Annotated in this window: 21 protein-coding genes and 1 pseudogene; 16 read left to right on the forward strand and 6 right to left on the reverse strand. The window is 69.1% G+C overall.

From position 1 onward, the window contains the following. The first annotated feature begins 171 nt into the window (after nt 1–171). The 4 genes from D0D37_RS47475 (at nt 172) to D0D37_RS23095 (ending at nt 3,877) form a co-directional block, all read left to right on the forward strand. Complete coding sequence (locus D0D37_RS47475; protein WP_116202655.1) at nt 172–396, forward strand: AMP-binding protein; 225 nt, start codon at nt 172–174, stop codon at nt 394–396. 39 nt (nt 397–435) lie between these two features. Beyond that, the gene (locus D0D37_RS48485; protein ID WP_279630332.1) at nt 436–567 is read left to right on the forward strand and encodes a hypothetical protein; all 132 of its coding nucleotides are present in this window, start codon (nt 436–438) and stop codon (nt 565–567) included. Nucleotides 568–910: 343 nt separating this feature from the next. Beyond that, nucleotides 911–2,416, forward strand: coding sequence for a flavin monoamine oxidase family protein (locus D0D37_RS23090; protein ID WP_116202656.1), 1,506 nt, complete (start codon nt 911–913; stop codon nt 2,414–2,416). A gap of 15 nt (nt 2,417–2,431) precedes the next feature. Then, entirely contained in the window at nt 2,432–3,877 is a 1,446-nt protein-coding gene (locus D0D37_RS23095; protein ID WP_116202657.1) for an MFS transporter, read from the forward strand. Between the two features lie 59 nt (nt 3,878–3,936). Here D0D37_RS23095 and D0D37_RS23100 read toward each other — a convergent pair whose 3' ends face one another. Further along, nucleotides 3,937–5,124 (reverse strand): saccharopine dehydrogenase family protein, encoded by a 1,188-nt coding sequence (locus tag D0D37_RS23100; protein WP_116202658.1) that lies wholly within the window; start codon nt 5,122–5,124, stop codon nt 3,937–3,939. A 42-nt stretch (nt 5,125–5,166) separates the two neighbouring features. Then, nucleotides 5,167–5,559, reverse strand: coding sequence for an acyl-CoA thioesterase (locus tag D0D37_RS23105; RefSeq protein ID WP_116202700.1), 393 nt, complete (start codon nt 5,557–5,559; stop codon nt 5,167–5,169). A 111-nt stretch (nt 5,560–5,670) separates the two neighbouring features. Between D0D37_RS23105 and D0D37_RS23110 the strand changes: the two genes are divergently transcribed. From D0D37_RS23110 to D0D37_RS23125, 4 genes are read left to right on the forward strand one after another with little or no spacing between them, the layout of a single operon-like run. Continuing rightward, nucleotides 5,671–7,224: an AMP-binding protein gene (locus tag D0D37_RS23110; RefSeq protein WP_162834410.1), complete on the forward strand. Its 1,554-nt coding sequence runs from the start codon at nt 5,671–5,673 to the stop codon at nt 7,222–7,224. Next, complete coding sequence (locus tag D0D37_RS23115) at nt 7,221–8,777, forward strand: acyl-CoA carboxylase subunit beta (protein ID WP_116202660.1); 1,557 nt, start codon at nt 7,221–7,223, stop codon at nt 8,775–8,777. The genes D0D37_RS23110 and D0D37_RS23115 overlap by 4 nt, the downstream gene beginning before the upstream one ends. Further along, nucleotides 8,774–8,989, forward strand: a complete 216-nt coding sequence (locus D0D37_RS23120; protein ID WP_116202661.1) for a biotin/lipoyl-binding carrier protein — start codon at nt 8,774–8,776, stop codon at nt 8,987–8,989. Before D0D37_RS23115 ends, D0D37_RS23120 begins: the two co-directional genes overlap by 4 nt. A 3-nt stretch (nt 8,990–8,992) precedes the next feature. Further along, nucleotides 8,993–10,366 (forward strand): acetyl-CoA carboxylase biotin carboxylase subunit, encoded by a 1,374-nt coding sequence (locus D0D37_RS23125; RefSeq protein ID WP_162834411.1) that lies wholly within the window; start codon nt 8,993–8,995, stop codon nt 10,364–10,366. Nucleotides 10,367–10,552: 186 nt separating this feature from the next. Here D0D37_RS23125 and D0D37_RS23130 read toward each other — a convergent pair whose 3' ends face one another. Then, the gene (locus D0D37_RS23130) at nt 10,553–11,182 is read right to left on the reverse strand and encodes a TetR/AcrR family transcriptional regulator (protein WP_116202662.1); all 630 of its coding nucleotides are present in this window, start codon (nt 11,180–11,182) and stop codon (nt 10,553–10,555) included. Nucleotides 11,183–11,237: 55 nt separating this feature from the next. Here D0D37_RS23130 and D0D37_RS23135 point away from each other — a divergent pair, with 55 nt between their 5' ends. From D0D37_RS23135 to D0D37_RS46755, 7 genes are all read left to right on the forward strand, one after another. Continuing rightward, nucleotides 11,238–12,875, forward strand: coding sequence for a GMC family oxidoreductase (locus D0D37_RS23135; RefSeq protein ID WP_116202663.1), 1,638 nt, complete (start codon nt 11,238–11,240; stop codon nt 12,873–12,875). Continuing rightward, entirely contained in the window at nt 12,872–13,303 is a 432-nt protein-coding gene (locus D0D37_RS23140; protein WP_116202664.1) for a hypothetical protein, read from the forward strand. Before D0D37_RS23135 ends, D0D37_RS23140 begins: the two co-directional genes overlap by 4 nt. A 1-nt stretch (nt 13,304) precedes the next feature. Beyond that, a complete protein-coding gene (locus D0D37_RS23145; protein WP_208720102.1) occupies nt 13,305–14,795 on the forward strand; it encodes an aldehyde dehydrogenase family protein in 1,491 nt (496 codons plus the stop codon). A gap of 137 nt (nt 14,796–14,932) precedes the next feature. Then, the gene (locus D0D37_RS23150; RefSeq protein ID WP_116202665.1) at nt 14,933–16,471 is read left to right on the forward strand and encodes a flavin-containing monooxygenase; all 1,539 of its coding nucleotides are present in this window, start codon (nt 14,933–14,935) and stop codon (nt 16,469–16,471) included. After that, complete coding sequence (locus D0D37_RS23155) at nt 16,468–17,508, forward strand: alpha/beta hydrolase (protein ID WP_116202666.1); 1,041 nt, start codon at nt 16,468–16,470, stop codon at nt 17,506–17,508. The genes D0D37_RS23150 and D0D37_RS23155 overlap by 4 nt, the downstream gene beginning before the upstream one ends. Nucleotides 17,509–17,590: 82 nt before the next feature. Beyond that, the gene (locus tag D0D37_RS23160; RefSeq protein ID WP_162834412.1) at nt 17,591–19,129 is read left to right on the forward strand and encodes a long-chain-fatty-acid--CoA ligase; all 1,539 of its coding nucleotides are present in this window, start codon (nt 17,591–17,593) and stop codon (nt 19,127–19,129) included. Next, nucleotides 19,126–19,989, forward strand: coding sequence for an NAD(P)-binding domain-containing protein (locus D0D37_RS46755; protein WP_162834413.1), 864 nt, complete (start codon nt 19,126–19,128; stop codon nt 19,987–19,989). Before D0D37_RS23160 ends, D0D37_RS46755 begins: the two co-directional genes overlap by 4 nt. On the opposite strand, the gene D0D37_RS23165 is transcribed toward D0D37_RS46755, so the two are convergent. Beyond that, on the reverse strand, nt 19,986–21,218 hold the full coding sequence (locus tag D0D37_RS23165; protein WP_116202667.1) for a helix-turn-helix domain-containing protein: 1,233 nt from the start codon (nt 21,216–21,218) through the stop codon (nt 19,986–19,988). The genes D0D37_RS46755 and D0D37_RS23165 overlap by 4 nt on opposite strands. Before the next feature lie 173 nt (nt 21,219–21,391). Between D0D37_RS23165 and D0D37_RS23170 the strand changes: the two genes are divergently transcribed. Then, nucleotides 21,392–21,805, forward strand: coding sequence for a nuclear transport factor 2 family protein (locus tag D0D37_RS23170; RefSeq protein WP_116202668.1), 414 nt, complete (start codon nt 21,392–21,394; stop codon nt 21,803–21,805). 273 nt (nt 21,806–22,078) lie between these two features. On the opposite strand, the gene D0D37_RS23175 is transcribed toward D0D37_RS23170, so the two are convergent. Next, nucleotides 22,079–22,384: a hypothetical protein gene (locus tag D0D37_RS23175; RefSeq protein WP_116202669.1), complete on the reverse strand. Its 306-nt coding sequence runs from the start codon at nt 22,382–22,384 to the stop codon at nt 22,079–22,081. 53 nt (nt 22,385–22,437) lie between these two features. After that, nucleotides 22,438–22,602 (reverse strand): annotated as a pseudogene (locus D0D37_RS23180) (Asp/Glu racemase); the annotation flags it as partial. Nucleotides 22,603–22,682: the final 80 nt, after the last annotated feature.

Here is a 22,682-nt window from a genome sequence, read left to right on the forward strand (position 1 = left end):
GTCCCTCGATGCCACCAAACCCGGTGACACCACCCCCCGGATCATGGGTTCGACTGGGGGAGTAAGTCATGCCAGGCCTGGCGACCACGAACTCCTTGATCAGGAGCTACGAAGAAGGTAACGGGGGGGGCGCCGACGCCGTCCGCTCGGCCGCCTCGGACCTTCGCGGTCATGGGATTCGGGCGGGGGACCGGGTCGCGGTGCTCGCCCGGAACAGCCACCGCGTCGGCCGTCACCTACGCGATCTGGATGGCCGGCGCGGTCAAGGGGACCGTCAACGCGGATCTGAAGGGCCCGCTCCTGCGGCACGTCCTGCACGACAGCGACCCGGCGTCTCTGCTCTACACCTCCGGTACCACAGGTCCGTCGAAGGGCGTGATGCTGCCGCACGGCTAGTTCTCCTATTTCGGGTCGGTCGTGGGCGGCGTCACCGGCTTGACGACCGAGGACGTGTGTTACCACGCGTGGCCGTTCTTCCATGTGGATGCCCATGTCCTGGTTCCCGCGTGCCTGCAACGCGGGCCGACGTTCGCGTTCCGCGAGCGGTTCAGCGTGCGCACGTTCTGATCGGACGCGGACGTCTTCGAGGCTGGCCCGGTGACGGACTCGTCCGCCTGGGCCGCCGTTCGTTCACAGGGCTGACCAAGCGGCCAGTGCTCTCATGCGATGCCGCGGTTTTCGACCGCGTTGTGGACTCTTCTGGTCGTGGCGGCGGTGCCTATCAGCGCACCGAATCCGTCGTGCGGACAGTCAATGCCCGTTCTGCCCGGCGTTGTCCGGTCGACCGGTGCGCCTGGTGAACAGTGCACCACTGCCGAGCCACAGCCGGTGGGTGTTGCCGTAGTGCCGAGGTGACCTCGGTCACGACAGTGAACGGCGACAGAAGGTCTGGGCGCAGAGCGAGGAATTCATGGAACGCGAGAACGCTACGGTCGACGTCATCGTGGTCGGGGCCGGCCTGTCCGGGCTCGTTGCGGCGCGTCGGCTCAGCCAGGCGGGCGTCACGTCCCTGCGAGTGTTCGAAGCTCGCGATCGGGTCGGCGGGCGCACCAAGGTCCACCAGTTCGGGAACGGGCGGTTCGCCGAGGAAGGCGGGCAGCTGGTCGGACCCGAGTACAAGCGGCTCATCGCGCTGGGGGAAGAACTTGGCGTGCCGACTTGGCCGCACAACGAGCACGGCAAAGCGGTGTTCGAGCGCCGCGGTCGGGTGCTCACGTTCACCGGATCGATGCCGTGGACCGCGGACCCGCTGGGATCGGCGGACTTCGCGCAGTCCTTGGTCCGGCTGGGCCGGCTGTGCAAGCGTGCTCCCGGCAGCGACGCGCTGGCGACGCCGGAGGCGGAGAGGCTGGACGCGCTCACTTTCGAGTCCTGGGTGCGTCGCAGCACCAAGACGGCGACGGCGCGCACGCTCTGGGCGATCATCGCGGCGTTGACGCTGGGGTCGCGGCCTGGCGACCTGTCCTTGCTGTTCGTGGTGCGCCACCTGAACCTGATCGGCGGGGTGGAGACGCTTCTCGCGTCGTTGTCCGGCGGCGACGAGCGTTCGTTCGCGGGTGGGTCGGCCGAGCTGAGCCACCGGATGGCCGCGGACCTGGGAGACCGGGTCGTCCTGGGCTCTCCGATCCTGGCGATCCGCCAGCACGACGACGGGGTCGAGGTCGACACGCCGGCAGGCACCCATCGCGCACGCCGCGTCGTCCTCGCGATGAGCCCGCCCGACCGTGCCGGCATCCGGGTGGATCCTCAGCTCCCGCTTCCCCAGCGGACCATCGGCGAGCGGATGTCGATGGCGCACGCCTACAAGGTCCATGTGGTTTATCCCCAACCCTTCTGGCGTCGCCGGGGACTGAGCGGTGCGAGCATGAGCGACACCGGGCCACTGATGCTGACCTGGGACGACACTCCGCCGGGGGAACGGCAGGGCACCCTCGTCGGCTTCGCCCGAGCCGACGGCGGGATCTGCGCGGATCTGCCCGACCCCATGCCCGGCGACCCGGACCGGCGTCGCGATGCCGTTCTCGCGGGCCTGGCTCGTGCCTTCGGCGAGCAGGCGCTGCGCCCCGACGAGTACCACGAGATGAACTGGGCCGAGGAGCGCTGGACCTCCGGTTGCATCCCGATTTGGTCTCCCGGGCTGCTCACCACCTGCGGGCCGGCCTACGCCGCCCGGGCCGGACGGTTGCACTTTGCCGGTTCGGAGGCGTCTCCAGTGTGGGTCGGCTCGATGGAGGGCGCGGTCGTCGCTGGGGAACGGGCTGCGGCAGAGATCGCCGCCCTCATCGACGCGGAGGCAGCCGACCGGCCGGTCTCCGAAGAGCAGTCAGGCGGCCCGTCGCCTCGCCAACCACGCGAGAACGGGGCCCGTCAGCACCGCCGAGCGCAGGAAGTGCGCGCAGCTCGGTCCGAAAACTGAGTATGGGAGACACGGATGACAGACCTCAATGATGCGGTCGGCATGCCGGCGAGAATCGATGTGGGCAGGGCTCCAGCGCGTTGGGCGCTCATCGTCGTGGCCGGGTTCCTCGGGACCGTGACGAATGCGATCGCGTTCATGCTGCCGCCGTTGCTGCCGGACATGCAGGCGCAGTACCACCTCGGCGTCACGTCCGGGGCGTGGGTTTTTACCGCGATGACGCTGGCCTCCGGCGCGGGTTTCGTGCTCATCCCGCGGCTGTCGGATCTGCGCGGGGACCGCGCAACGGCGCTGGCTTCGGGCCTCGTGATGACCGTCGGCGCGCTGGTCGCTGCGGTCGGCCATACCTACCCGGCGTTGGTCATCGGGGCCGCGCTGATGGGCTTGGGCAGCGGTTCGATGCTGCTCCCGCTTGTGTTTCTGCGGCGGCTGCTGCCGGGGAGCGCGATCGGCGTCGCCGTGCGCGTCTCGATCATCGCGAGCGGAATCGGCGTGGTGCTGGGTTTGACTGGCGGCGGAGTCCTGGTCAAGTATTTCTCCGTCGACACGTTCTTTTACGCGATGACGGTGGTGCTGGCGCTGACGACTGTCGCGCTCGTAGCCGTTCTCCCGGCGGAACGGGCCACGACCCGCGGCCGCATGGGCGTGCTCGGAACGGTGTGGATGATCGGTTGGCTCGGCCTGGTTCTCCTCGCCCTTTCGCAGGGCACGGTCTGGACGGGCAGCTTGCCCTACATTCTGTTGGCGGCGGGGCTCGTCGCTGGCGTGGCCTGGGCCGTGGCGGAACGTCGGTCCTCAACGTCGGTCTTCGACGTCAGTCTCCTGAAGAAACCTTACGTTTCCGCCTCGTGCCTGTCGGTCGGACTTTTCGGTGCGACGGACGGCGCCTTGCTGCTGTTGGTGACGTATTACACGCAAACCCCTGCCGCGGCGGGATACGGGCTCGGGTATGACGCCTTGAAATCGAGCCTGTTGATGTTGCCGTTCGCGTTGTCGATGTTCGCCAGCGGCACCGCGGCCGAGAAGTTCGTCGAAAAAGGACGGCCCGGAGTGGTTCTCGTGTTCGGCGGTCTCGTGTCGGCGGCGGGTTTCCTGTGGCTCGCTGTGGCGCACGACCAGCCGTGGCATTACCTCGTCGGTTCCGCGATCGTCGGTCTCGGCAGCCGCGCCGGATACAGCGGCGGGTTCGCGGTGCCGCAGTACGCGGTCCCGGAGGAAAAGGCAGGCATGGCCTCCGGCATGGGCGGCACCGCGATGGCCATCGGGTTCGCGTTCGGCTCGGCGGTGATCACTGCTGTGCTCGGGTCCGGCACCGACACGGCTACCGGGTTGCCGAAGGAATCTCTTTACACGACTGGCTATGTCGTAGCCGTGGCGATATCCGTGGTGGTTCTCGTGGCCACGGGAGTGTCGCGGCTGCGCCATCCGCGCGGGATCGAGATGTGCCCCGCGGCGGCCTGAACGCCGTGACAGTGCTCAACGGGGGTGCACCTCGGCCCGGCCGAGGTGCACCCCCTTGCTTACCGGGCAGCGATTTCCTCCACGACGACCTCGACGACGTCAGCCGGACGCTCGATTCCGGGCACCTGGCGCGCGTGCTGAGCCAGGTCGGCGAAGAACGCGCGTGCGTCGATGACCTCCGGGCCGTGGACGCCCGGTCGGCCGACCTGGCCGCGTGCTGTCATGAGCGTCGCCACGGCCAGCGGGATGCCGGTCATCGTGCCCATGCTGTCGTCGGGGACGACGAGGGGACGGGCTCCGACGCGGATTCGCTTGCCGCTCTTCGTTCCTTCCGCGACGGCGAAGAGCACCGGCAGGGACGGCGCGGGACCCGCGGCGGAGCCCATCGTGCCCGGCTCGAGAACCAGGGCCCGGCTCGCCGCCGCGACGTCGAGTTCGCCGGAGCGGACCCGGTTGGCCGTGCGGATCACCGCCTCCATCAACCGCGGCCTGGACGTCATGAGGTTGAGGGATTCCCTTACGCCGCTTCGGGAACGGGGGAGGGTCAGCGGCTCGGGATGACCGCACACCCAGACCGTCGCTTCGCCCCGACCCGGGTAGCTGAGCGTGCGCTCCTCGAGCGGCTGGGTGTCGGCGAGACCCCCGTCGCGCCACGCCTTGATCGTCGCGGTGCAGTTGTGCACCCAGTGCTCGACCGCTGCGGAGGACCGCACGCTGTCGTCGACCTCGGCGCGCTGGAAACCCGATGCGCGCCAAGAGGTGTAGACGGTTTCGACCTCGTCGCACTCGTTCATGGCCAGGACGCCGAGCAGGTTGCTGATGCCGGGGCTCGCGCCGACCCCGATCACCGCGGTGATGCCGGTTTCCCGCGCGGCGGCGTCGAGACCGAGCATTTCAAGCGTCGGCTCGACGTCGTCGCAGATGTCGAGGTAGTGCGTTCCGGCAGCGATCGCAGCGCGCAGGACGAGCGGGCCGAACCGGTAGAACGGTCCCGCCGTGTTGAGCACGATGTCGATGTCGGACAATGCGTCGGCGAGCGCGCCCGCGTCGGAGATGTCCAGCGCGAGCGGTGTCGCCCGCGGGCCGAGCAGGTCCGCGAGTGCTTTGGCGGCCGCCTCGTTCCGGTCGGCGACAAGGACTTCGGCGATCTCCTCGGCGCCGGCCAGGACGCGACAGGCGTGCGCGCCCATCTCGCCCGCCCCGCCCGTGACGAGAACGCGTTTTCCAGTGCGGCGTTCAGCAGCCATGGTGATGTTCAACCTCCTGTTTGGACAGCGGAAATCCGGTTCTCACGCGGCGATGTCCGCGCTGAGTGCGTCGCGTTCGCCGGCGGTGAGCGGTCGCGAACGGCGCGTCTCGAGGTCCCAGGCCACGAGCGTCGCATCGGAGCGGTTGCACACGGCGCCTTCGGCGTTGCAGAGCAGTTCCGCGAGATCGACGCTCGAGCGGCCCACCCGTACCGGCCGGAGCGCGACCTTGAGCGGCCCGTCCTCCTCGAGGATCTCCTTGAGGTACTGCATCCGTTGCGCGGCAACGACATAGGCGGGCGCGCGGGTCTGCCATCGGTCGCGCAGGTACTCCACCCGCGCCTGCTCGAACGCCTTCGGGTAGACGGCAGCGGTCAGGTGCCCCAGATAGTCGAAGTCGGACGACCACGGGTGCACTGTCGTCGTCCAGGTCATGGCGAGTTCCCAGTCATCGCGACCTCCACGGGTCTTGACAGCGGATGGACAAGAACTGTTCTATATCAAACGTCTGAAATAATAAACCCCGACGAGCGAAGGGATCTCTTCGTGGACGACGTCAGCAGGTCCCGCCGGCAGGCAGCCGGTCGTGTCAGTCCTGTGGACGACCTGCTGCGCGCGGTCGCCGGGGGCGCCGGCCGCCCGCTGCTCCGCACGCGCGGCGAGGTTCTCTCCGCCGGGGAGCTGGCCGAGCGGGCGCGTCGCGTGGCGGCGGCCCTGCGACGACGCGGCGTGTCCTCAGGGGACCGCGTCGCGCTGGTGAGCGGAAATTCGATCGACCGGGTCGTCTGGATGTTCGGCATCTGGTGGCTCGGCGCGGTCGAGGTGTCGGTCAACGTCGAACTCCGCGGCCCGATGCTGGAGCACGTCCTGGCCGACTCGGATCCGCGCCTGATCGCCTGCCAGGACGAGTGCCTGGGGCAGGTGCGCGAGGCGGTGTCCGGCGACGTCCTGCCGATGAGCGAGCTGACCGCGGATCCGGTCGACGACGTGGTTCGGGAAGAACTCGATGCGGCACAGCAGGGGTTCGGTCCCGGCGATCTCGCGACCATCCTCTACACGTCGGGAACGACGGGGCCGGCCAAGGGCGTGATGCTCCCGCGCGCGTACTTCTCGAATCTCGCCGAGATCTGGACCGACCGGCTCGCCCTCACCGCCGACGACATCGGCTACTTCCCGCTGCCGTTCTTCCACGTCGACGGGCACGTCAAGCTCGTCGCTTGCCTGCAGTCGGGCGGCTCGATGGCCTTCCGCGAACGGTTCTCCGCCAGTGAGTACTTCGCCGATGTCCGCTGGTTCGGCGCGACATGGGCGGCGGGGGTGGGGGCGATGCTGTCGATTCTGGCGCAGGGGGAGCTGCCCGAACCCGGCTCGCATCGGCTGACCCGGATGATCGGGGCGCCGATTCCGCGGATCGTCTACGAGACGTTCGAGGACGGGCTCGGCATCCCCGTCCTGACGCTGTTCGGCCAGACCGAATGCGACGGCATCGCGATGGACAGCGTCGAGCAGCGCCGCCGCGGCGCGGCGGGACATCCGCACGACGCGATCGAGGTGCGGGTGGTGGACGAGAACGACCGGCCGCTTCCCGCGGGCGAGACAGGCGAGATCGTCTACCGTCCGCGGAGCCCGCACCTCACGGCCCTCGGCTACTGGCGCCGACCCGAGGCGACGGTCGAGGCCTGGCGCAATCTGTGGTTCCACACCGGTGATTCCGGTCATCTCGACGGCGACGGCTTTCTCTGCTTCGACGGCCGGCGGACCGACAGCTTCCGCCGCCGCGGCGAGAACATCTCGGTCTGGGAGCTGGAACACAGCCTGAACACGGCTGACGGTGTCCGGGAGTGCGTCGCCATCGCGGTGCGCGACGAGCACGGCGGCGAGGACGAGATCAAAGTCTTCGTTGTCCCGGACGGCGACCACCTGGTGCCCGACGAGTTCGTGGAGCACTGCCGCAAGGTGCTTCCCCGGTTCGCGATGCCGAGATACCTGACCGTCACCGACGGTTCCGAATTCGTCCGCAGCGCCGGGACCGGCGTGGTCCAGAAACATCTGCTCTCCCGCGACATCACGTCGCCCGACGTCATGGAGGTACCGCGATGAGCACACCCGGCGGATTCAGCTGGTCGGACGCCCTGGACGAATTCGAGGTCCGCCGCGCGCAGGCCCGCAAGCTCGGCGGCGAACGGCGGGTGGCGCGGCAGAAGGACCAGGGCCGGTACACGATCCGCGAACGCATCGCCGCGATCTCCGAGAATTTCCGCGAGATCGGCGAGTTCGCGGTCTTCGAGGAGAACGACGCGCTCGGCAACCGGCTGGGCACGCTGCCGTCGAGCTACGTGTGCGGTCTGGCCAAAGTGGACGGTCGTCCGGTCGCGCTCGGCGGCGAGGACTTCACGGTGCGCGCGGGCGCACCGCAGAGCTATCTCGACCGGATGAAGGGCGGGATGGGCGGTTTCGTCGAGGATCTCGCCCACGAGTACAAGATCCCGCTGCTGATGTTCGTGGAGGGCATCGGCGGGGACGTCGCGGCCCAGGAGGACAAAGGGCACACCTATCTCACCAGCTCCCTGAGCTGGACGCGTTCCTTCGAGCTTCTCGACGAGGTTCCGGTTCTGACCATGGTGAGCGGCGCAGCGGTCGGCGGCAGCGCGGCGCGGGCGGTGGCCAGCCACTTTTCGGTGATGACGAAGGATTCCGTGCTGTTCGCCGGCGGCCCGCCGCTCGTGCGGCGCGCGCTGGGCATCGAGATCGACAAGCACGAGCTGGGCGGCGGTCCCGTCGCGACCGCCTGCGGCGCCGTCGACAACCTGGCGCAGGACGAGGACGACGCGATCGCGCAGCTGCGCGCGGTGCTGAGCTACCTGCCGCAGAACGTCTGGCAGCTTCCGGACCGCACTCCCTGCGACGATCCCGTCGACCGCCGAGCACCGGAACTCCTCGACATCATCCCGGAAAACCGGCGGCAGGCGTACCGCGCGGCCAAGGTGGTCAAAGCCGTCGTCGACCGGGATTCGTTCTTCGAGATCGGTCCCCGGTGGGGCAAGAGCCTGGTCACCGGTCTCGCCCGGATCGACGGGATGCCGATCGGCGTCCTGGCCAGCAATCCGCAGCACCTCGGCGGAGCGATGGACGCCGCCGCGGCCGAGAAACAGGTGCGGCTGATCAACCTCTGCAACACCTTCCACCTCCCGGTCCTCTACTTCGTCGACGTCCCCGGGTTCATGGTCGGCCCGCAGGCGGAGCGGGCCAACGTCATGCGCTGGGGAGTGCGCGCGATCCAGTCGGTGGTCGAGGCGACCGTTCCCGTCATCACGGTGCAGGTGCGCAAGGCGTACGGACTCGCCGTCTCCGCGACGTCGAACCCCGACCGGCTCGGGCTGCGCCTGGCGTGGCCGAGCGGCGAATGGGGCGACCTGCCGATCGAAGGCGGCGTGGAGGCCGCCTACCGGCGCGAGATCGAGTCGGCGGACGACCCCGCCGCGATGCGGGCGCGGATCGAGGACCGCATGCGCTCGCTGGTCGACCCGTGGCGGACCGTCGAAGCGTTCGGCGTGGAGCACATGATCGATCCGCGCGAGACCCGCGAGGTCGTGGCGTCGTTCCTCGATGCCGGCCAGGGCGCGCTCGCCGTACAGACAAGGAAGAAGCCATGAACGAGATCGTCGCCGACTGCGCGGCTTCCGTGTGGAAAATCGTTGTGAAGCCTGGAGACCAGGTCAATGAGGGCGACGTGCTGCTCGTCCTCGAGTCGATGAAGATGGAGATCCCGGTCGAGGCCGAAGAGGACGGAGTCGTGGCGAAGATCCTCGTCGCCGAGGGCGCCGTCGTCTCCGACGGCGACGTGCTCGTGACGCTGGAGGCCTGACTCGTGTTCGGCAAAGTCCTCGTCGCGAACCGGGGCGAAATCGCGGTTCGCGTCATGAAAACGTTGCGGCGTCTCGGAATCGCCAGCGTCGCGGTCCACTCCGATGTCGACGCGGGCAGTCTGCACGTCCGGACGGCCGACGAAAGCGTGCTGATCGGCGCCGCCCCGGTGGCCGAAAGCTATCTGCGGATCGACCGCATCGTCGAGGCCGCGCTGTCCACTGGCGCCCAGGCGGTCCATCCCGGCTACGGCCTGCTGTCGGAGAATCCGGAGTTCGCCCGTGCCTGCGCGGCGGCCGGGCTGGTGTTCATCGGGCCGAGCCCGGAGTCGATGGAGATGATGTCGTCGAAAATCCGCGCGAGGCAGACCGTTGCGGCGGCCGGCGTTCCCGTCGTGCCCGGGCGCACCGAGCCGGTCCGCCCCGGGCCGAAGGCGTTCGCGACCGCGGAGTCGATCGGCTATCCCGTTGCCGCGAAGGCGGCGAGCGGCGGTGGCGGAAAAGGGTTTCGCGTGGCCAACGGTCCCGGCGAACTCGCCGCCGCGGTCGAAGGCGCGGCGGGGGAGGGCGAACGCTTCTTCGGCGACGCCACGGTCTACCTGGAGCGCTATCTCGAAGACCCGCGCCACGTCGAGGTGCAGATCATCGCCGACATGCACGGCAACGCGGTCCACCTGTTCGAACGGGACTGTTCTGTCCAGCGGCGGCACCAGAAGCTGGTCGAGGAAGCACCCTGCCCGCTGCTGACCGGCGCTCAGCGCGCGCGGCTGGGCGAGATCGCGGTGCGGGCGGCGCGAGCCGCGAACTATTTCTCGCTCGGCACCGTCGAAGGGCTGCTCGTCGGCGACGACTTCTACTTCCTCGAAATGAACACGCGCATCCAGGTAGAGCACCCGGTCACCGAACTCGTCACGGGCCTGGACCTGGTCGAGGAGCAGATCCGCATCGCCGCGGGCGAACCGCTCGGCTTCGCCCAGTCGGCCGTGCGGATCACCGGCCACGCGATCGAATGCCGGATCAACGCCGAATCGGCCGCCAAGGGATTCCGGCCCGGCCCCGGCCGGATCGAGCGCTTCGCCGCGCCGACCGGAGACGGAGTGCGGGTCGACACCGGTGTCGCCGCCGGAGACGACGTCCATCCTTACTACGACCCCCTGATCGCCAAGGTGATCGCCTGGGGCGAGGACCGCGTCGCCGCCACCTCGGCGATGCGCAAGGCACTCGACGAGACCGCGGTCGCGGGGATTCCGACGCTGCTTCCGTTCCACCGCGCGCTGCTGGCGAGCGAGGAATGGGAGCGGGCGGGCACGTGCCGTGAACTGGTCGCGGACCGGGCCTGGCTGAAGTCCACCGACGCCTGGGCGGACCGGCGCGAATGACGAGTGCAATGTGCACCGCGGCGCGTTCGCGTACACCTCAGATGTGTGTGGCGCGCACCACCGCCCATGTCGAACCATGGGTACCGCGCCGGGCGAGCGGTGCGGCAAACGGAGTTCGGGAGCGCATCCATGACCGGCATCGGAGCCTTCGGCACAACCGGACCGCGGCGGTCGGCCGGTCCGGGCTCAGCGCCGTGCCGCGTCCACTGTGCTCATCGCGAGCGCCGACTCGACCCAGTCCCGGACCGGCGGAGCGACCCTGCGATCACCGCCGTTCCACAGGCTCGAGCCGAGCACTTCGTAAATGACGTAGCCATCGATGACCGCCACCAGGTGGTCTCCGATCTGCCGCGCCTGGGACGTCGGCAGGCCGCGCGAATCCAACGCCGCGCGCACGTGGTCCTCGACCGTCGAACGCCACGAGGTGAGGTAGTTGAGCATGTCTTCGCCGAGCTTGTCCGGGGAACCGGCCGCTTCGGCGTAGAAGAACAGCGTGATCCGGGCGAACGCCACCGACGGCCCGTCGAGCGGCAGGTGCGCGGCGAGGATGCGGACCAGCCGCTCGACCGGCTCCAGTCCGGTCTCCTCGGCGATGGCGGCCAGCCGCTGGCCGGAGAGCCAGAACGTGTGCCGGAAGGCCAGCCGCAGCAGGTCGTCCCGGCCGCCGACGTAATGGTTCAGCACCCCGGTTGACCAGCCGCCGCGGTCCGCGACATCGCGCAGCGTCACGGCGGCGACACCGTCCTCGGCGACGATCGCCAGCACGGCGTCGGCGATCTCGGCACGCCGCTGGCGGTGGTCGACGATCTTCGGCATGTCCTTATTTAAACACAACCGTCTGACTTAAATACCGAGCAAAGAGAGCGTGCCCATGACCGTGCCTGGCCCGTCTTCGAGAGACGGCGACGTCGACGCGCTGATCATCGGCGCGGGGCCGTCCGGCGTCACCGCCGCGCGGTTGCTGGCCGAGAGCGGGTTCCGCGTGACGGTCCTGGAACAGGGCGACTGGCCCGCCGTCGCCGACTATCCCAGCGACAAGCTCGAACGCGACCTGCTCGTCGCCGGCCCCTGGAATCCGAATCCCAACCACCGCGGCGGGCCGGGCGACTATCCCGTCGACGACTCCGATTCGGACGTGCATCCGTTGATGTTCAACGGCGTCGGCGGCAGCAGCGTCCTGTTCTGGGCGGAGTGGCCGCGGATGATCCCGTCCGACTTCCGGGTGCGCACCCTCGACGGCATCGCCGACGACTGGCCGCTCACCTACGAGGAACTGCAGCCGTATTACGACGCTGTCGACGAGATGATCGGCGTCTCCGGGCTGGGCGGCAACATCGCCTACCCGCCCGGCTACGTGCTTCCCCAGCCGCCGCTTCCCATCGGCCGGATCGGCCGGATCGCGGCCGAGGGCATGAACAAGCTGGGCATCGGCTGGTGGCCGGGCACGTCGGCGATCCTGTCGCAGGGCGCCGGTTCCCGCGGGCCGTGCGCCCGATGGGGGACCTGCGGCAGCGGCTGTCCCGAGGGAGCGAAAGCGTCCTTCGACGTCGCGATGTGGCCCGGCGCGCTGGCGGCCGGGGTCAACCTGGTGACCGGGGCGCGGGTCCGCGAGATCACGGTCTCCGGCCGGGGCCTCGCGACCGGCGCCACGTGGATCGACCGCGCGGGAGCCGAACGGCACACGTCGGCGCCGGTGGTGATCGTGTGCGCCAACGGGATCGGCACCCCTCGGCTGCTGCAGCTGTCCACCTCGCCGCGGTTCCCGGACGGGCTGGCGAATTCCTCCGGTCGCGTGGGACGCAACCTGATGATGCATCCGGTGGCGACGGTGCTGGGCGAGTACGAAAAGGACGTCGAGCCGTGGCTCGGGCCGGAGAGCCACCCGATCTGGTCGATGCACTTCGCGGAGACCGATGCCAGCCGCGGCTTCCATCGCGGGGCCAAGTGGACGGCTGTCGTGCTCCAAGGGCCGGTGGGGCTGCTCCAGCGATTCGCGGAGCTGCCGCTCGCCGAGCGCAGCGGCGCGGCCGGGCATGAACTCGTGGAGCGGCTGTACGGCCGGGCGTTCGAGATCTCGGCCTCCATCGAGGACCTGCCCGACTTCGGCAACCGGGTCGCCCTCGACCCGGACCTCGTCGACAGCGACGGCATTCCGGCGCCGAAGATCCATTACACGATGTCGGACGAGAGCAAACGCGCGCTCGACTGGCATCTGGACCGGATCACCGAGGTCCACGAAGCGGCAGGGGCCGTCTCCACCAAGCGCGTGGACTTCGGGGGCGAAACCGGCTGGCACCTGCTCGGCACCGCCCGGTGCGGCACGGATCCGGCGACGTCGGTGGTCGACGGATACGGGCGGTCGCACGACGTCCCCAACCTTTACATCTTCGACGGCAGCGTCTTCGTGACGTCTTCCTCGGTCAATCCGACGCCGACGATCACCGCCTTCGCGCTGCGCGCTGCCGAGCACCTCGTCGAAACCGCCGCCAGCCAAAGGACCCCGTTGTGATCGATTTCCCTGACGACAAAGCCCGTGCCGGGGCGGCGGGCCTCGCCGACCTGTGGTTCCCCGGCACCGGCCGATCGCCCGCATTGACTGCCCTGCCCGGCTACGCCGCTCTCCTGCACCGCGCGCTCCAAGCCAATCCGGGCCTTTCCGCGGCGTTCATCCAGGCCGCCGAGCTGGCCGCAGCGGCCGACGAACTCTCGGCCGAGGCAGTCGCGGACTGGCCGCCCGAACTCGCCGAAGCGGCCTTCTACTTCCTCGCCAGCACCTACTACATGGCGCCCGAGGCACGCCGGGCCGTCGGCTATCCCGGCCAGGTCCGCACGCCCTCGGCCGAGGCCACGCCCGACCAGTTGCTCGACGACGACCTGCTCGCCCCCGTGCTCGCGCTCGGCCCGACCTACGTCCCCACCCCGACCGAAGGAGCCTGAGATGACCCCCGAGACGATCCTGGCCGACGCGCACCGGCGCATCGACGGCCTGGCTCCGGCCCAGTACATCGGCGGCGGCTTCGTCCCGAGCGCGAGCACCGAGACGATCGAGGTGACCGACCCGCGCACCGGCACGCTGCTGGGGGTCGCGGCGAACGGCACCACGGCCGACGTCGACGCCGCGGTCTCGGCGGCGCGCACCGCCTTGCCGGCGTGGGCGCGGACGACGCCCGGAGCACGAGCCGAGGCGCTGTTCCGATTCGCGGACGTCATCGACGAACACGCCGGACTGCTGGCCGCGCTCGAAGCGCTCAACGTCGGCAAGTCCTACGCGTACGCGACCTACGAGATTCCCCTGATCTCCGACTGCTTCCGCTTCATGGCCGGAGCCGCGCGAACCGCTCAGGCCCCGGCGCCCGGCCAGTACGTCGCGGGCCAGCTGTCCTACATCCGGCGCGAACCCGTCGGCGTGATCGGCGCGATCACGCCGTGGAACTTCCCGTTGCTCATGGCGGCGTGGAAGATCGCGCCGGCGTTGGCGGCGGGGAACACGATGGTGCTCAAGCCGTCCGTGCTCACCCCGCTCAGCACCCTCGTCCTCGCCGACATCGCCACCGGCGTCCTGCCGGACGGCGTGCTGAACATCGTGACCGGCGCCGGCGCGACAGTCGGCCGGGCGATGAGCCACCACGACGGCATCGACATGATGGCGCTGACCGGCGGCGTCGGCTCGGGCCAGCAGGTCGCGGCGGGCGCGGCGACCACGGTCAAGCGGGTCCACCTCGAACTCGGCGGCAAGGCGCCCGTGGTGGTGTTCCCGGACGCCGACCTCGACCTCCTCGTGCAGACGCTGATCGAGGTCGGCTACGGCAACGCGGGCCAGGACTGCGGCGCGGCGACGAGGGTGATCTGCCACGAGGACGTGCGGGACCGGCTCCTGGCAGCGCTCGCCGCGGCCGCCCGGGAACTTCGCAGCGGAAACGCCGCGTCGGGCGAGGAGTTCGAACTCGGGCCGTTGATCAGCGAAGCCCATCGTGCCCGCGTCGCGGGAATGGTGGACCAGGCGCGTCAGGACGGCGCCCGGGTCGTCCTCGGCGGCGAGGTGCCCGAAGGACCCGGCTTCTTCTACCCGGCGACGATCCTCGCCGACGTCGCCTCCGGGACGGAGATGGCGCGCGAGGAGGTGTTCGGCCCGGTGATCTCGGTCGAGACCTTCACCGGCGAAGCCGAGGCGCTGAACAAGGCGAACGACGTCGAATACGGTCTCGCGGCATCGGTGTGGACCCACGACCAGGCCCGCGCGCTCCGGTTCACCGAGGAACTGGCGTTCGGCTCGGTCTGGGTCAACTCGCACCTCAACTTCGCCAGCGAAATGCCGTGGAACGGCTTCGGGAAATCGGGCTACGGCCGCGACAACTCCGCTTACGCCCTCGACGACTACACGCGCACCAAGCACGTGATGCTCCCGATCGGAGCGCCGACCGCCTCGTGACCGCCGGGCCCGGTGCACTCTGCACCAAGCCCCGCCCCAGGACGCCACGGATGTGCGTGGCCCCGGTCATCCCCCTTGGCACAGCATGACTTCCTGGCCGGACGACCGGCCCGAGCAGATCGAGACGAGGAGTCACCATGGCCGGCAACGACGCCCGCCCCGAGGCCGCCGACATCGTCATCATCGGAGCCGGCGTCTCCGGCGTGGGATCGGCGTGCTACCTCCGGGAAGCCTTTCCCGGCAAGAAAATCGTCGTGCTCGAAGGGCGCGGCCGGATCGGCGGCACGTGGGACCTCTTCCGGTACCCCGGCGTCCGCTCCGACTCCGAACTCCACACCTACGGCTACCAATTCAAGCCGTGGAGCCACGAGCACGCGATCGCGGACGGCCACCTCATCCGCGAGTACCTCGAAGAAACCGCCGCCGAGCACCGCGTCGACGACCTGATCCGCTACCACCACCAGGTCGTGTCGGCCGACTGGTCCAGCGCCGAGGGCGCCTGGACGCTGCAGGTCCGGACCGAGGCCCCCGGCCAGAAGCCGACAACCGTGTCCCTCAAAGCCAAATGGGTCTGCGGCGCCACCGGCTACTACCGGTACGACGAAGGTTTCACACCCAGCTTCAACGGCCGCGAAGACTTCGAAGGCGACATCCTCCACCCGCAGTTCTGGCCCGAGGACTACGACTACGCGGGCAAAAAAGTCGTCGTGATCGGCAGCGGCGCGACCGCCGTCACCATGGTTCCCGCGATGACGACCGGCCCCCGCGCGGCCGAACACGTCACGATGCTGCAGCGCACTCCCACCTACATCATGACGCTGCCGCGCATCGACAAGTTTTCCCGGGCGCTGTACCGAATTCTCGGCCTGCGGCGCGGATACGCGGTCACCCGGTTCAAGAACGTGTGGCGGGATTTCTTCTTCGTCGGTTACATGCTCAGGTTCCCGAACTCCGGGCGGAAGCTGATGCGTAGCCTGACAAAGAAGGCCTTGCCCAAGGGCTACGCCGTCGACACGCACTTCAACCCGCCGTACAAACCCTGGGAACAGCGGCTGTGCATGACCCCCGACGGCGACTTCTTCAAGGCGATCTCCGCGGGCAAGGCGTCCGTCGCGACGGACACGATCGAACGCTTCACCAAGTCCGGCATCCTGCTCTCCTCGGGCGAGGAGATCCCCGCGGACGTGATCGTCACCGCCACCGGGCTCAACATGCGCATGTTCGGCGGGATCCCGCAGACGGTCGACGGGCGGAAACTGGACCTCGGTTCGTGCGTGACCTACCGCGGAATGCTGTTGTCCGGCCTGCCGAACTGGTCCTTCGCCTTCGGGTACACCAAATACTCGTCGTGGACGCTCAAGGTCGGCCTGACCGTGCAGTACGTCATCCGGCTGATCCGGCACCTGGACGCGCACGGCTACACCAAAGCCGTGCCGGTGGCCGAACCCGGAATGGCGACCGAACCGCTGCTCGACCTCAACGCCGGCTATGTGACCCGCAACGCGGACAGCATGCCCAAGCAGGGCACCAGGTTGCCGTGGCGGATGCTCACGTCGTACCAGGCCGACAAGCGACTGCTCAACGGCCCGCTCTACGACGACCACCTGCAGTTCAGCTCCGCCGGCGACCGGCAGGCGGCCGGTGCCGCGTCCGCGAGCAAGGAGCAGGTGCGATGAACGCCGCGACCGCCACCCGCGTCTCGGCCGGGGACTGGGTACAGAGACAGCTCGGGATCGGGATGGGCAAGCTTCCCGCGTCGCTGGTGAAGCGCCTGGTCAAGGTGCCCGTGAACGCGGACGGCGAGCAGATGGCCCCCGAGATCGCGATGCTCATGTCCGTCGTCGCGAAAGCCCCCGATTTCAGCGACCTCAGCCCGGTCGAGGCGCGTGCCGCCGAGCTGAAGGCTGCGGCGATCTACGGCGAGCGCCCGCTCCCGATGAACGTCGTGGAGGAACTCCAGTTGGGAGGTGGCCTCGCGGCGACCCGGTATCGCGCACGCGCCTCCTCCGCCGGGCTCGTCGTGTTCTTCCACGGCGGCGGGTTCGTGCTGGGCAGCCGGGCCGCCTACGACGGCCCGGTGCGGTTGCTCGCCCACCACACGGGCATGGACATCCTGTCGGTCGAATACCGCCTGGCACCGGAAAGCCCTTACCCCGCGCCGCACAACGACGCGATGGCCGCTTGGGAGTTCGCGGTCGCGCACGCCGCAGGGTGGGGCGTCCCGGACGGCCGCATCGCCGTCGCGGGCGACAGCGCGGGTGGGAACCTCGCCGCGGTGCTTGCCCAGAAGCTGCGCGATTCCCGGCAGAAGCCGGCGCTTCAGGCGCTGATGTATCCCGTTACCGACCTGGCCGGTTCCCGGCCCTCGAACCGCGAGTTCGCCGATTCCCCCGCACTGACCGCCAAACAGATCGCCTGGTTCACCGACCACTACCTGCCGCCGTCGGTCGAGCGGGCCGACCCTCGCGTGTCGCCGCTGTTCGCCGACGACCTGACCGGGCTGCCGCCCGCTCTCGTGACTGTCGCGGGGTTCGACCCGCTCCGCGACGACGGCCTTGCGTTCGCCGCCAAGCTGACCGAAAGCGGCGTACCAACCGAGCTGATCAGGGAACCGGGCTTGGTTCACGGCTACCTCTCGTACACCGCGCTCAGCGCGACCAGCAGCGACGCGGTCAAGCGCGTCGCGTCCGCCATCGCGTCGGCCATGGCCTGAACGCGCTCGATGAACACCGGGCCGGGCGTCGGGAGCGCACCCGCCGCCCGGCCCGGGCACCACGCCGTCGACAGGAGCCGCCGTGCTGAACCTTTCCGTCCTCCTGGAGGACTCCGCCCGCAACCATCCCGGCAGAACCGCGCTGGTGCTGGGCGAGAACCGCATGACCTACCGCGAGGTCGACGCCGCGGCCAGCCAAGTGGCGAACCTCTTGGTCGAACGCGGCGTCGCACCGGGGGACAGAGTCGCCCTCAGCTGTCCGAACCGGCCGGAATTCGCGATCGTCTACTACGGCATCCTCAAGGCGGGCGCGGTCGTCGTTCCGCTGAATGTCCTGCTCAAGCGGCGCGAGATCGCCTACCACCTCGCGGACGCCGATGCCGTCGCGTACTTCTGCTTCGAGGGCAGCGAGGAACTCCCGACCGGCCAGGAGGGGCGTCTCGCGTTCGACGACGTCGCCGCCGTCAAGCATTTCTTCCTGATCGCCGCCGCCCCGGAGACGTGCACGGCAGCGGAAACGCTGCGCGAAGCTCTTGCCGGACAACCGGAAACGTTCGAATCCGTCGTCACCGAGGCGACCGACACCGCAGTCCTCCTTTACACCTCGGGCACGACAGGCCAGCCGAAAGGCGCCGAGCTGTCGCACGGAAACACGATGCTCAACGTGCTCGCCTCGAACCGGATACTCCGGAACCGGCCGGCCAGCGACAGCCACCTGGTGTGCCTGCCGCTTTTCCACACTTTCGGCGCCACAGTCCAGTTGCACGCCGGCTTCTCGACGGCGGCCACACTTCACCTGGTGCCCCGTTTCGACGCGAGCCACGTCGTCCGCCTGATGGCCGAGGAGGACATCACCTTCTTCGCCGGCGTCCCCACGATGTGGTGGGGGCTGCTGCGGGAACTGGGCCCGGACGTCGACGTCGCCCGCATCGCCAAGAACCTGCGCATCGGAATGTCCGGCGGCGCTTCCCTCCCGGTCGAGCTGATCAAGGAGATCGACGACCGGCTCGGCGTGCGGATCCTCGAGGTCTACGGGCTGTCCGAGACCTCGCCGCTCGCGACGATCGGCGATCCCGACGCCCCCTCCCGCCCCGGCTCCATCGGCAAGCCGGTCTGGGGCGTCCAGCTGAAACTGATCAAATCCGACTGGACCGAGGTGACCGGTCCGGGCGAGATCGGCGAGATCGCCGTCCGCGGGCACAACGTGATGAAGGGCTACCACGGCCGGCCCGAGGCGACCGCCGAAGTGATCCGCGACGGCTGGTTCCGCACCGGCGACCTCGCCCGCCGCGACGAGGACGGCTGGTACTACATCGTCGACCGCGCCAAGGACATGATCATCCGGGGCGGGTACAACGTGTACCCGCGGGAGATCGAGGAAGTGCTGCTGACTCACCCGGCGGTGTCCCTCGCGGCTGTCGTCGGAGTTCCGCACGAGAGCCACGGCGAAGAGGTCAAGGCATTCGTGATCCCGCGCAGCGGCGCCGAGGTGACGCCGCGCGAGCTAATGGAATGGAGCAAGGAACAGATGGCCGGCTACAAATACCCGCGGATCGTCGAGGTCGTCGATTCCCTGCCGACGACCGCCACCGGCAAGATCCTCAAACGGCAGCTGCGATGACTCGCCCGGCCAGGCACGACGTGGCCGTGCTCGGCTGCGGATTGATGGGATCGGCACTGGCGCGCAGGTTCGCCTCCAGCGGCCTCGCGGCGACGGCATGGAACCGGACGCCGGGACGAGCCGAGGCTCTTGCCTCCGACGGCGTCCGGCCGGCCGCGTCCGTCGAGGAGGCGTTGGGAGGCACCGGACTGGTCGTCGTCTGCATGTCGGATATCGACGCGACCCGGAACGTGCTCGCGGCGGCCCCCAGCCTCTCCGGGCTGACAGTCGTCAATCTCAGTGACGGAACCTACGACGACGTCGAAACGCTGGCTTGCTGGCTAGGCGAGCACGGAGCCCAGTTCCTGGACGGGTCGACCTTGTGCTACCCCGGCCAGATCGGCGAACCGGGCGCGATGGTGGCTTTCTCGGGCCCCTCCTCGGTCTGGGCGGAGCACGAGGCCACCCTGACGCTGCTCGGAGGGCGTTCGCGGCACGTGTCGGACGAGATCACCGGCGCGAAGAGCTTGTACCTGGGCTGCGGTGCCTTCTTCGTGACCGCGCTGACCGGGTTCGTCGAGTCGGCGACGTGCCTGCTGCGGCGGGGCCGAACGCTCGAGGAGGTTCGGGACACCACGTTGCACGGTCTCGAACTGCTGCGCCACGCTACCGAGGAGGCGGCTGCCGCGATCGAGTCCGGGCGCCACGAAACGGACCAGGCGACGATCCATGTCTTCGCCGACGGGGTGCGCAGGGCTCTGGGAGAGCTGGCGGACTCGGGCGTCGACTTGTCGGTGATGGCAGCGGTGTCGGGGAAGCTCGATGCCGCGGAGCACGCCGGGATGGGGCGCCTCGGATACTCCGCGCAGTCGTTGCTCTAGGCCGGCTGCTCGCCGCTCTGCAGTTCCACCAGCGCCAGTGCGGTGTCCACGGCGGCCGGGTTCTGCGCGAGCGGGCGCGGGAGCAGCTCGTCCACCCGGATCAGCCGGCGGTCGATCGTGTTGCGGTGCGCGAACAACCGGTCGGCAGCCTTCGAGGTATTGAACTGCTCGGCGATGAAGACCCGGACAGTGTCGCGCAGCACCCGGTCGGCGGTCGCCAGCCCGCCGAGGGTGTCCGCGACGAACTGACGCGCCTCGGCGAGGTCGTTGGTCAGCAGGGAAATGAGCTGCACGTCCTCGAAGTGGACGGCGCGGCATCCGGACCGAAGGCGCGTGAGCAGCGCCTGCGCCGCGTCCGCGTCGAGATGGCTGCGCCGGAAGCCGTGCACGTCCGGCGCCGGCCGTCCCAGGGCGATTCGCACGTGGGGGACCTCCGCCACGATCTGGTCGAGTTCCGCTCGGGAGGGCGCGGAACTCCCCGGAATCCACATCCAGAGCGTCGTCGTCCCCGCGGCGAGCGTCAGGCGGCGGGCGGCGCCCGCGGCGCGCATGACGCGCTCGGCCGCGTCCTCGAGGAAGGCGAGCTGATCGGGGGAGTCGCCCCAGAGGATCGCCGCCACGTGATGCCCGGTGAGCGCGTAGCCGAGCTGTGCTTCCGCCCGGGGCCGCGCGATCGGCGCACCGCGGAGCAGCAGCTGCACGGTCGCCAATCGCTCGCTTTCCGGCCCCTCGGCAAGCTCCGCCCTCGCCTCGTCGATGTACGCCGCGACCGCGGCCATCGAATCGTCCACATAAGCCACCAGGGAATCGCCGGATATCTCGACCAGCTCGCGAAGCTCCTCCTTGTCGTCGGTCGTGTCGAAGCAGAACCGCAGCCACGCGGACCAGTTGACTCGCTGCGACGCCCGCCACGCCTCGACGTCGTTCGTGTCCATTCCGCGGAGTGCGAGGTCGCGTGCGTAGTGCCGGGTGTCGGGGATCATCGTCGGCTCGACCCGGCAGCCGGGATCGTCAATGTTGGCAATCAGCCAATGGGCCAAAGTGGAGGCACAGTAAACATGGTCCATTTCGGACAGAACCGGGTCTTGTGCGAGGGCGCGCTCGCGCAGGCTCCGCTGGCCCGCGGCCCACATCTCGTGCGCAATCTCGGCCTGGTGCACCTGCATTTTGGCCGCGGCGGCACGAAAAAGCTCGCGCGTCCGCTGGCTCTGCTTGTCCTCCGCGTCCACAGTTGCCTCCAAACCCGAGCCGGACGAACAGCCTAGGCGCAGAAGCGGCGGCCGTCACGAGTGCAGAGTGCACCGAACTACCGGCCAGCGCGGTGTTCCTTGGCGTAGGCCGTTGCCCTCGGCACCGAGCAAGGTGGAGTGCGCCACCAGTCGCTTCCCGCGGAGGAGAACCCGTGTCCAGTGCCAAGCTCGCTCGCTACATCCAGAAAATGAACGAGATCTGCGCCGCCGTCGCCGTCCACGACCTCGACAAGGTGCTGGAGTACTTCGACGACGAGTGCGTCGTCGTCAACGGCGCAGGCGGGACGGTCGGCGACAAGTCGGCTTTGGTCCCGGGATTCGAGGAAATGTTCGCGACCTTCCCCGACTGGACCCCGCGAGTGGCGACGTCCTTCCTGGAGGGCGACACCATCGGCGTTCTTTTCGAGGTGACGGGAACAGCCGGCGGCACCGGCCCGAAGGTGACGTGGATCGGCACCGGCTACTCCACCTTCGACCCGAAAACCCTGAAGATCGTCCGCGACGTCTACTTCATGGACGAGGCGGCACTGGAGCAGAAGATCAACGACGCCGCACTGGCCGGCTGACCGCTCCGCCCGTCGGCACGGGTTGATCGACAGCAGGCTCACCGCATCCAGCTTCTGCCGGGAACCGCGGCCGTCTGCGGCCGCATGGCCGACGCAGCTATTGACTGGCTGAGCAAGGCAGGAGCTTGTCGCAGCACCGTGGTATCTCGTCCGCTGTCCACGAGCGGCGCTCGAACAGCCCGGCTTTCTCTTACCCTGTCGGTTTAAGCGCGCGAATTCCGGCGGGATGATCGGTGTGCGGCCATCGCTCCGGAGACACTTGTGCCGATTCTGCTAGCCGTGGGTTCGAGGCTGGTAGTTGTCGAATTGCTGGCGTCGGGCGGGTCCTCGTCTGCGGAGCAGGTGTGCTGGCACGTAGTGGTTGACCGGGCGGGACCATTGGTCGTCCGCGGTGAGGAGCTGGTACGTGACCCAGCCGAGCAGGCCGCCGTCCTCGCGGCGCGCCCATTCGAACAGCAGGCCCGGGTTCTCGGTTTCAATGCGCAGGCCGGCGTGGTTGCGGGGTGCGAGGATCTCGCTGCCCAGCGGGAGCAGCTTGCGGCCGTGAGACGGGACCGGGGTTGCCGTGGCGGTGGTCATCGCGGCCACCGTAGCGGCGCTGACCGACGGCGCGTCGTCATGTGGACTCAGTGGCGCGCAGCTGCCGGCGTCACGTGTTGCATCCGCGCACGGGCGGGCTGGAAGACGAACCGGTCCTCCGGGTACCGCTCCTCGCGGGCGCGCAGCATCCGCGGCAGCTCGGTTTCCATGGTCAGATTGGAACTCGGGACCATCATCCCGATGTGGTGGTCGGTCATCGCTTCGCCGCCGGGCGCATGTCCTTCACGGTCAGCTCGCCCGCGTCGACGATCAGCTCGTCGTCGAGGTACAGGCTGTT

The organism is Amycolatopsis circi (genome assembly GCF_003385235.1).
GTDB lineage: Bacteria > Actinomycetota > Actinomycetes > Mycobacteriales > Pseudonocardiaceae > Amycolatopsis > Amycolatopsis circi.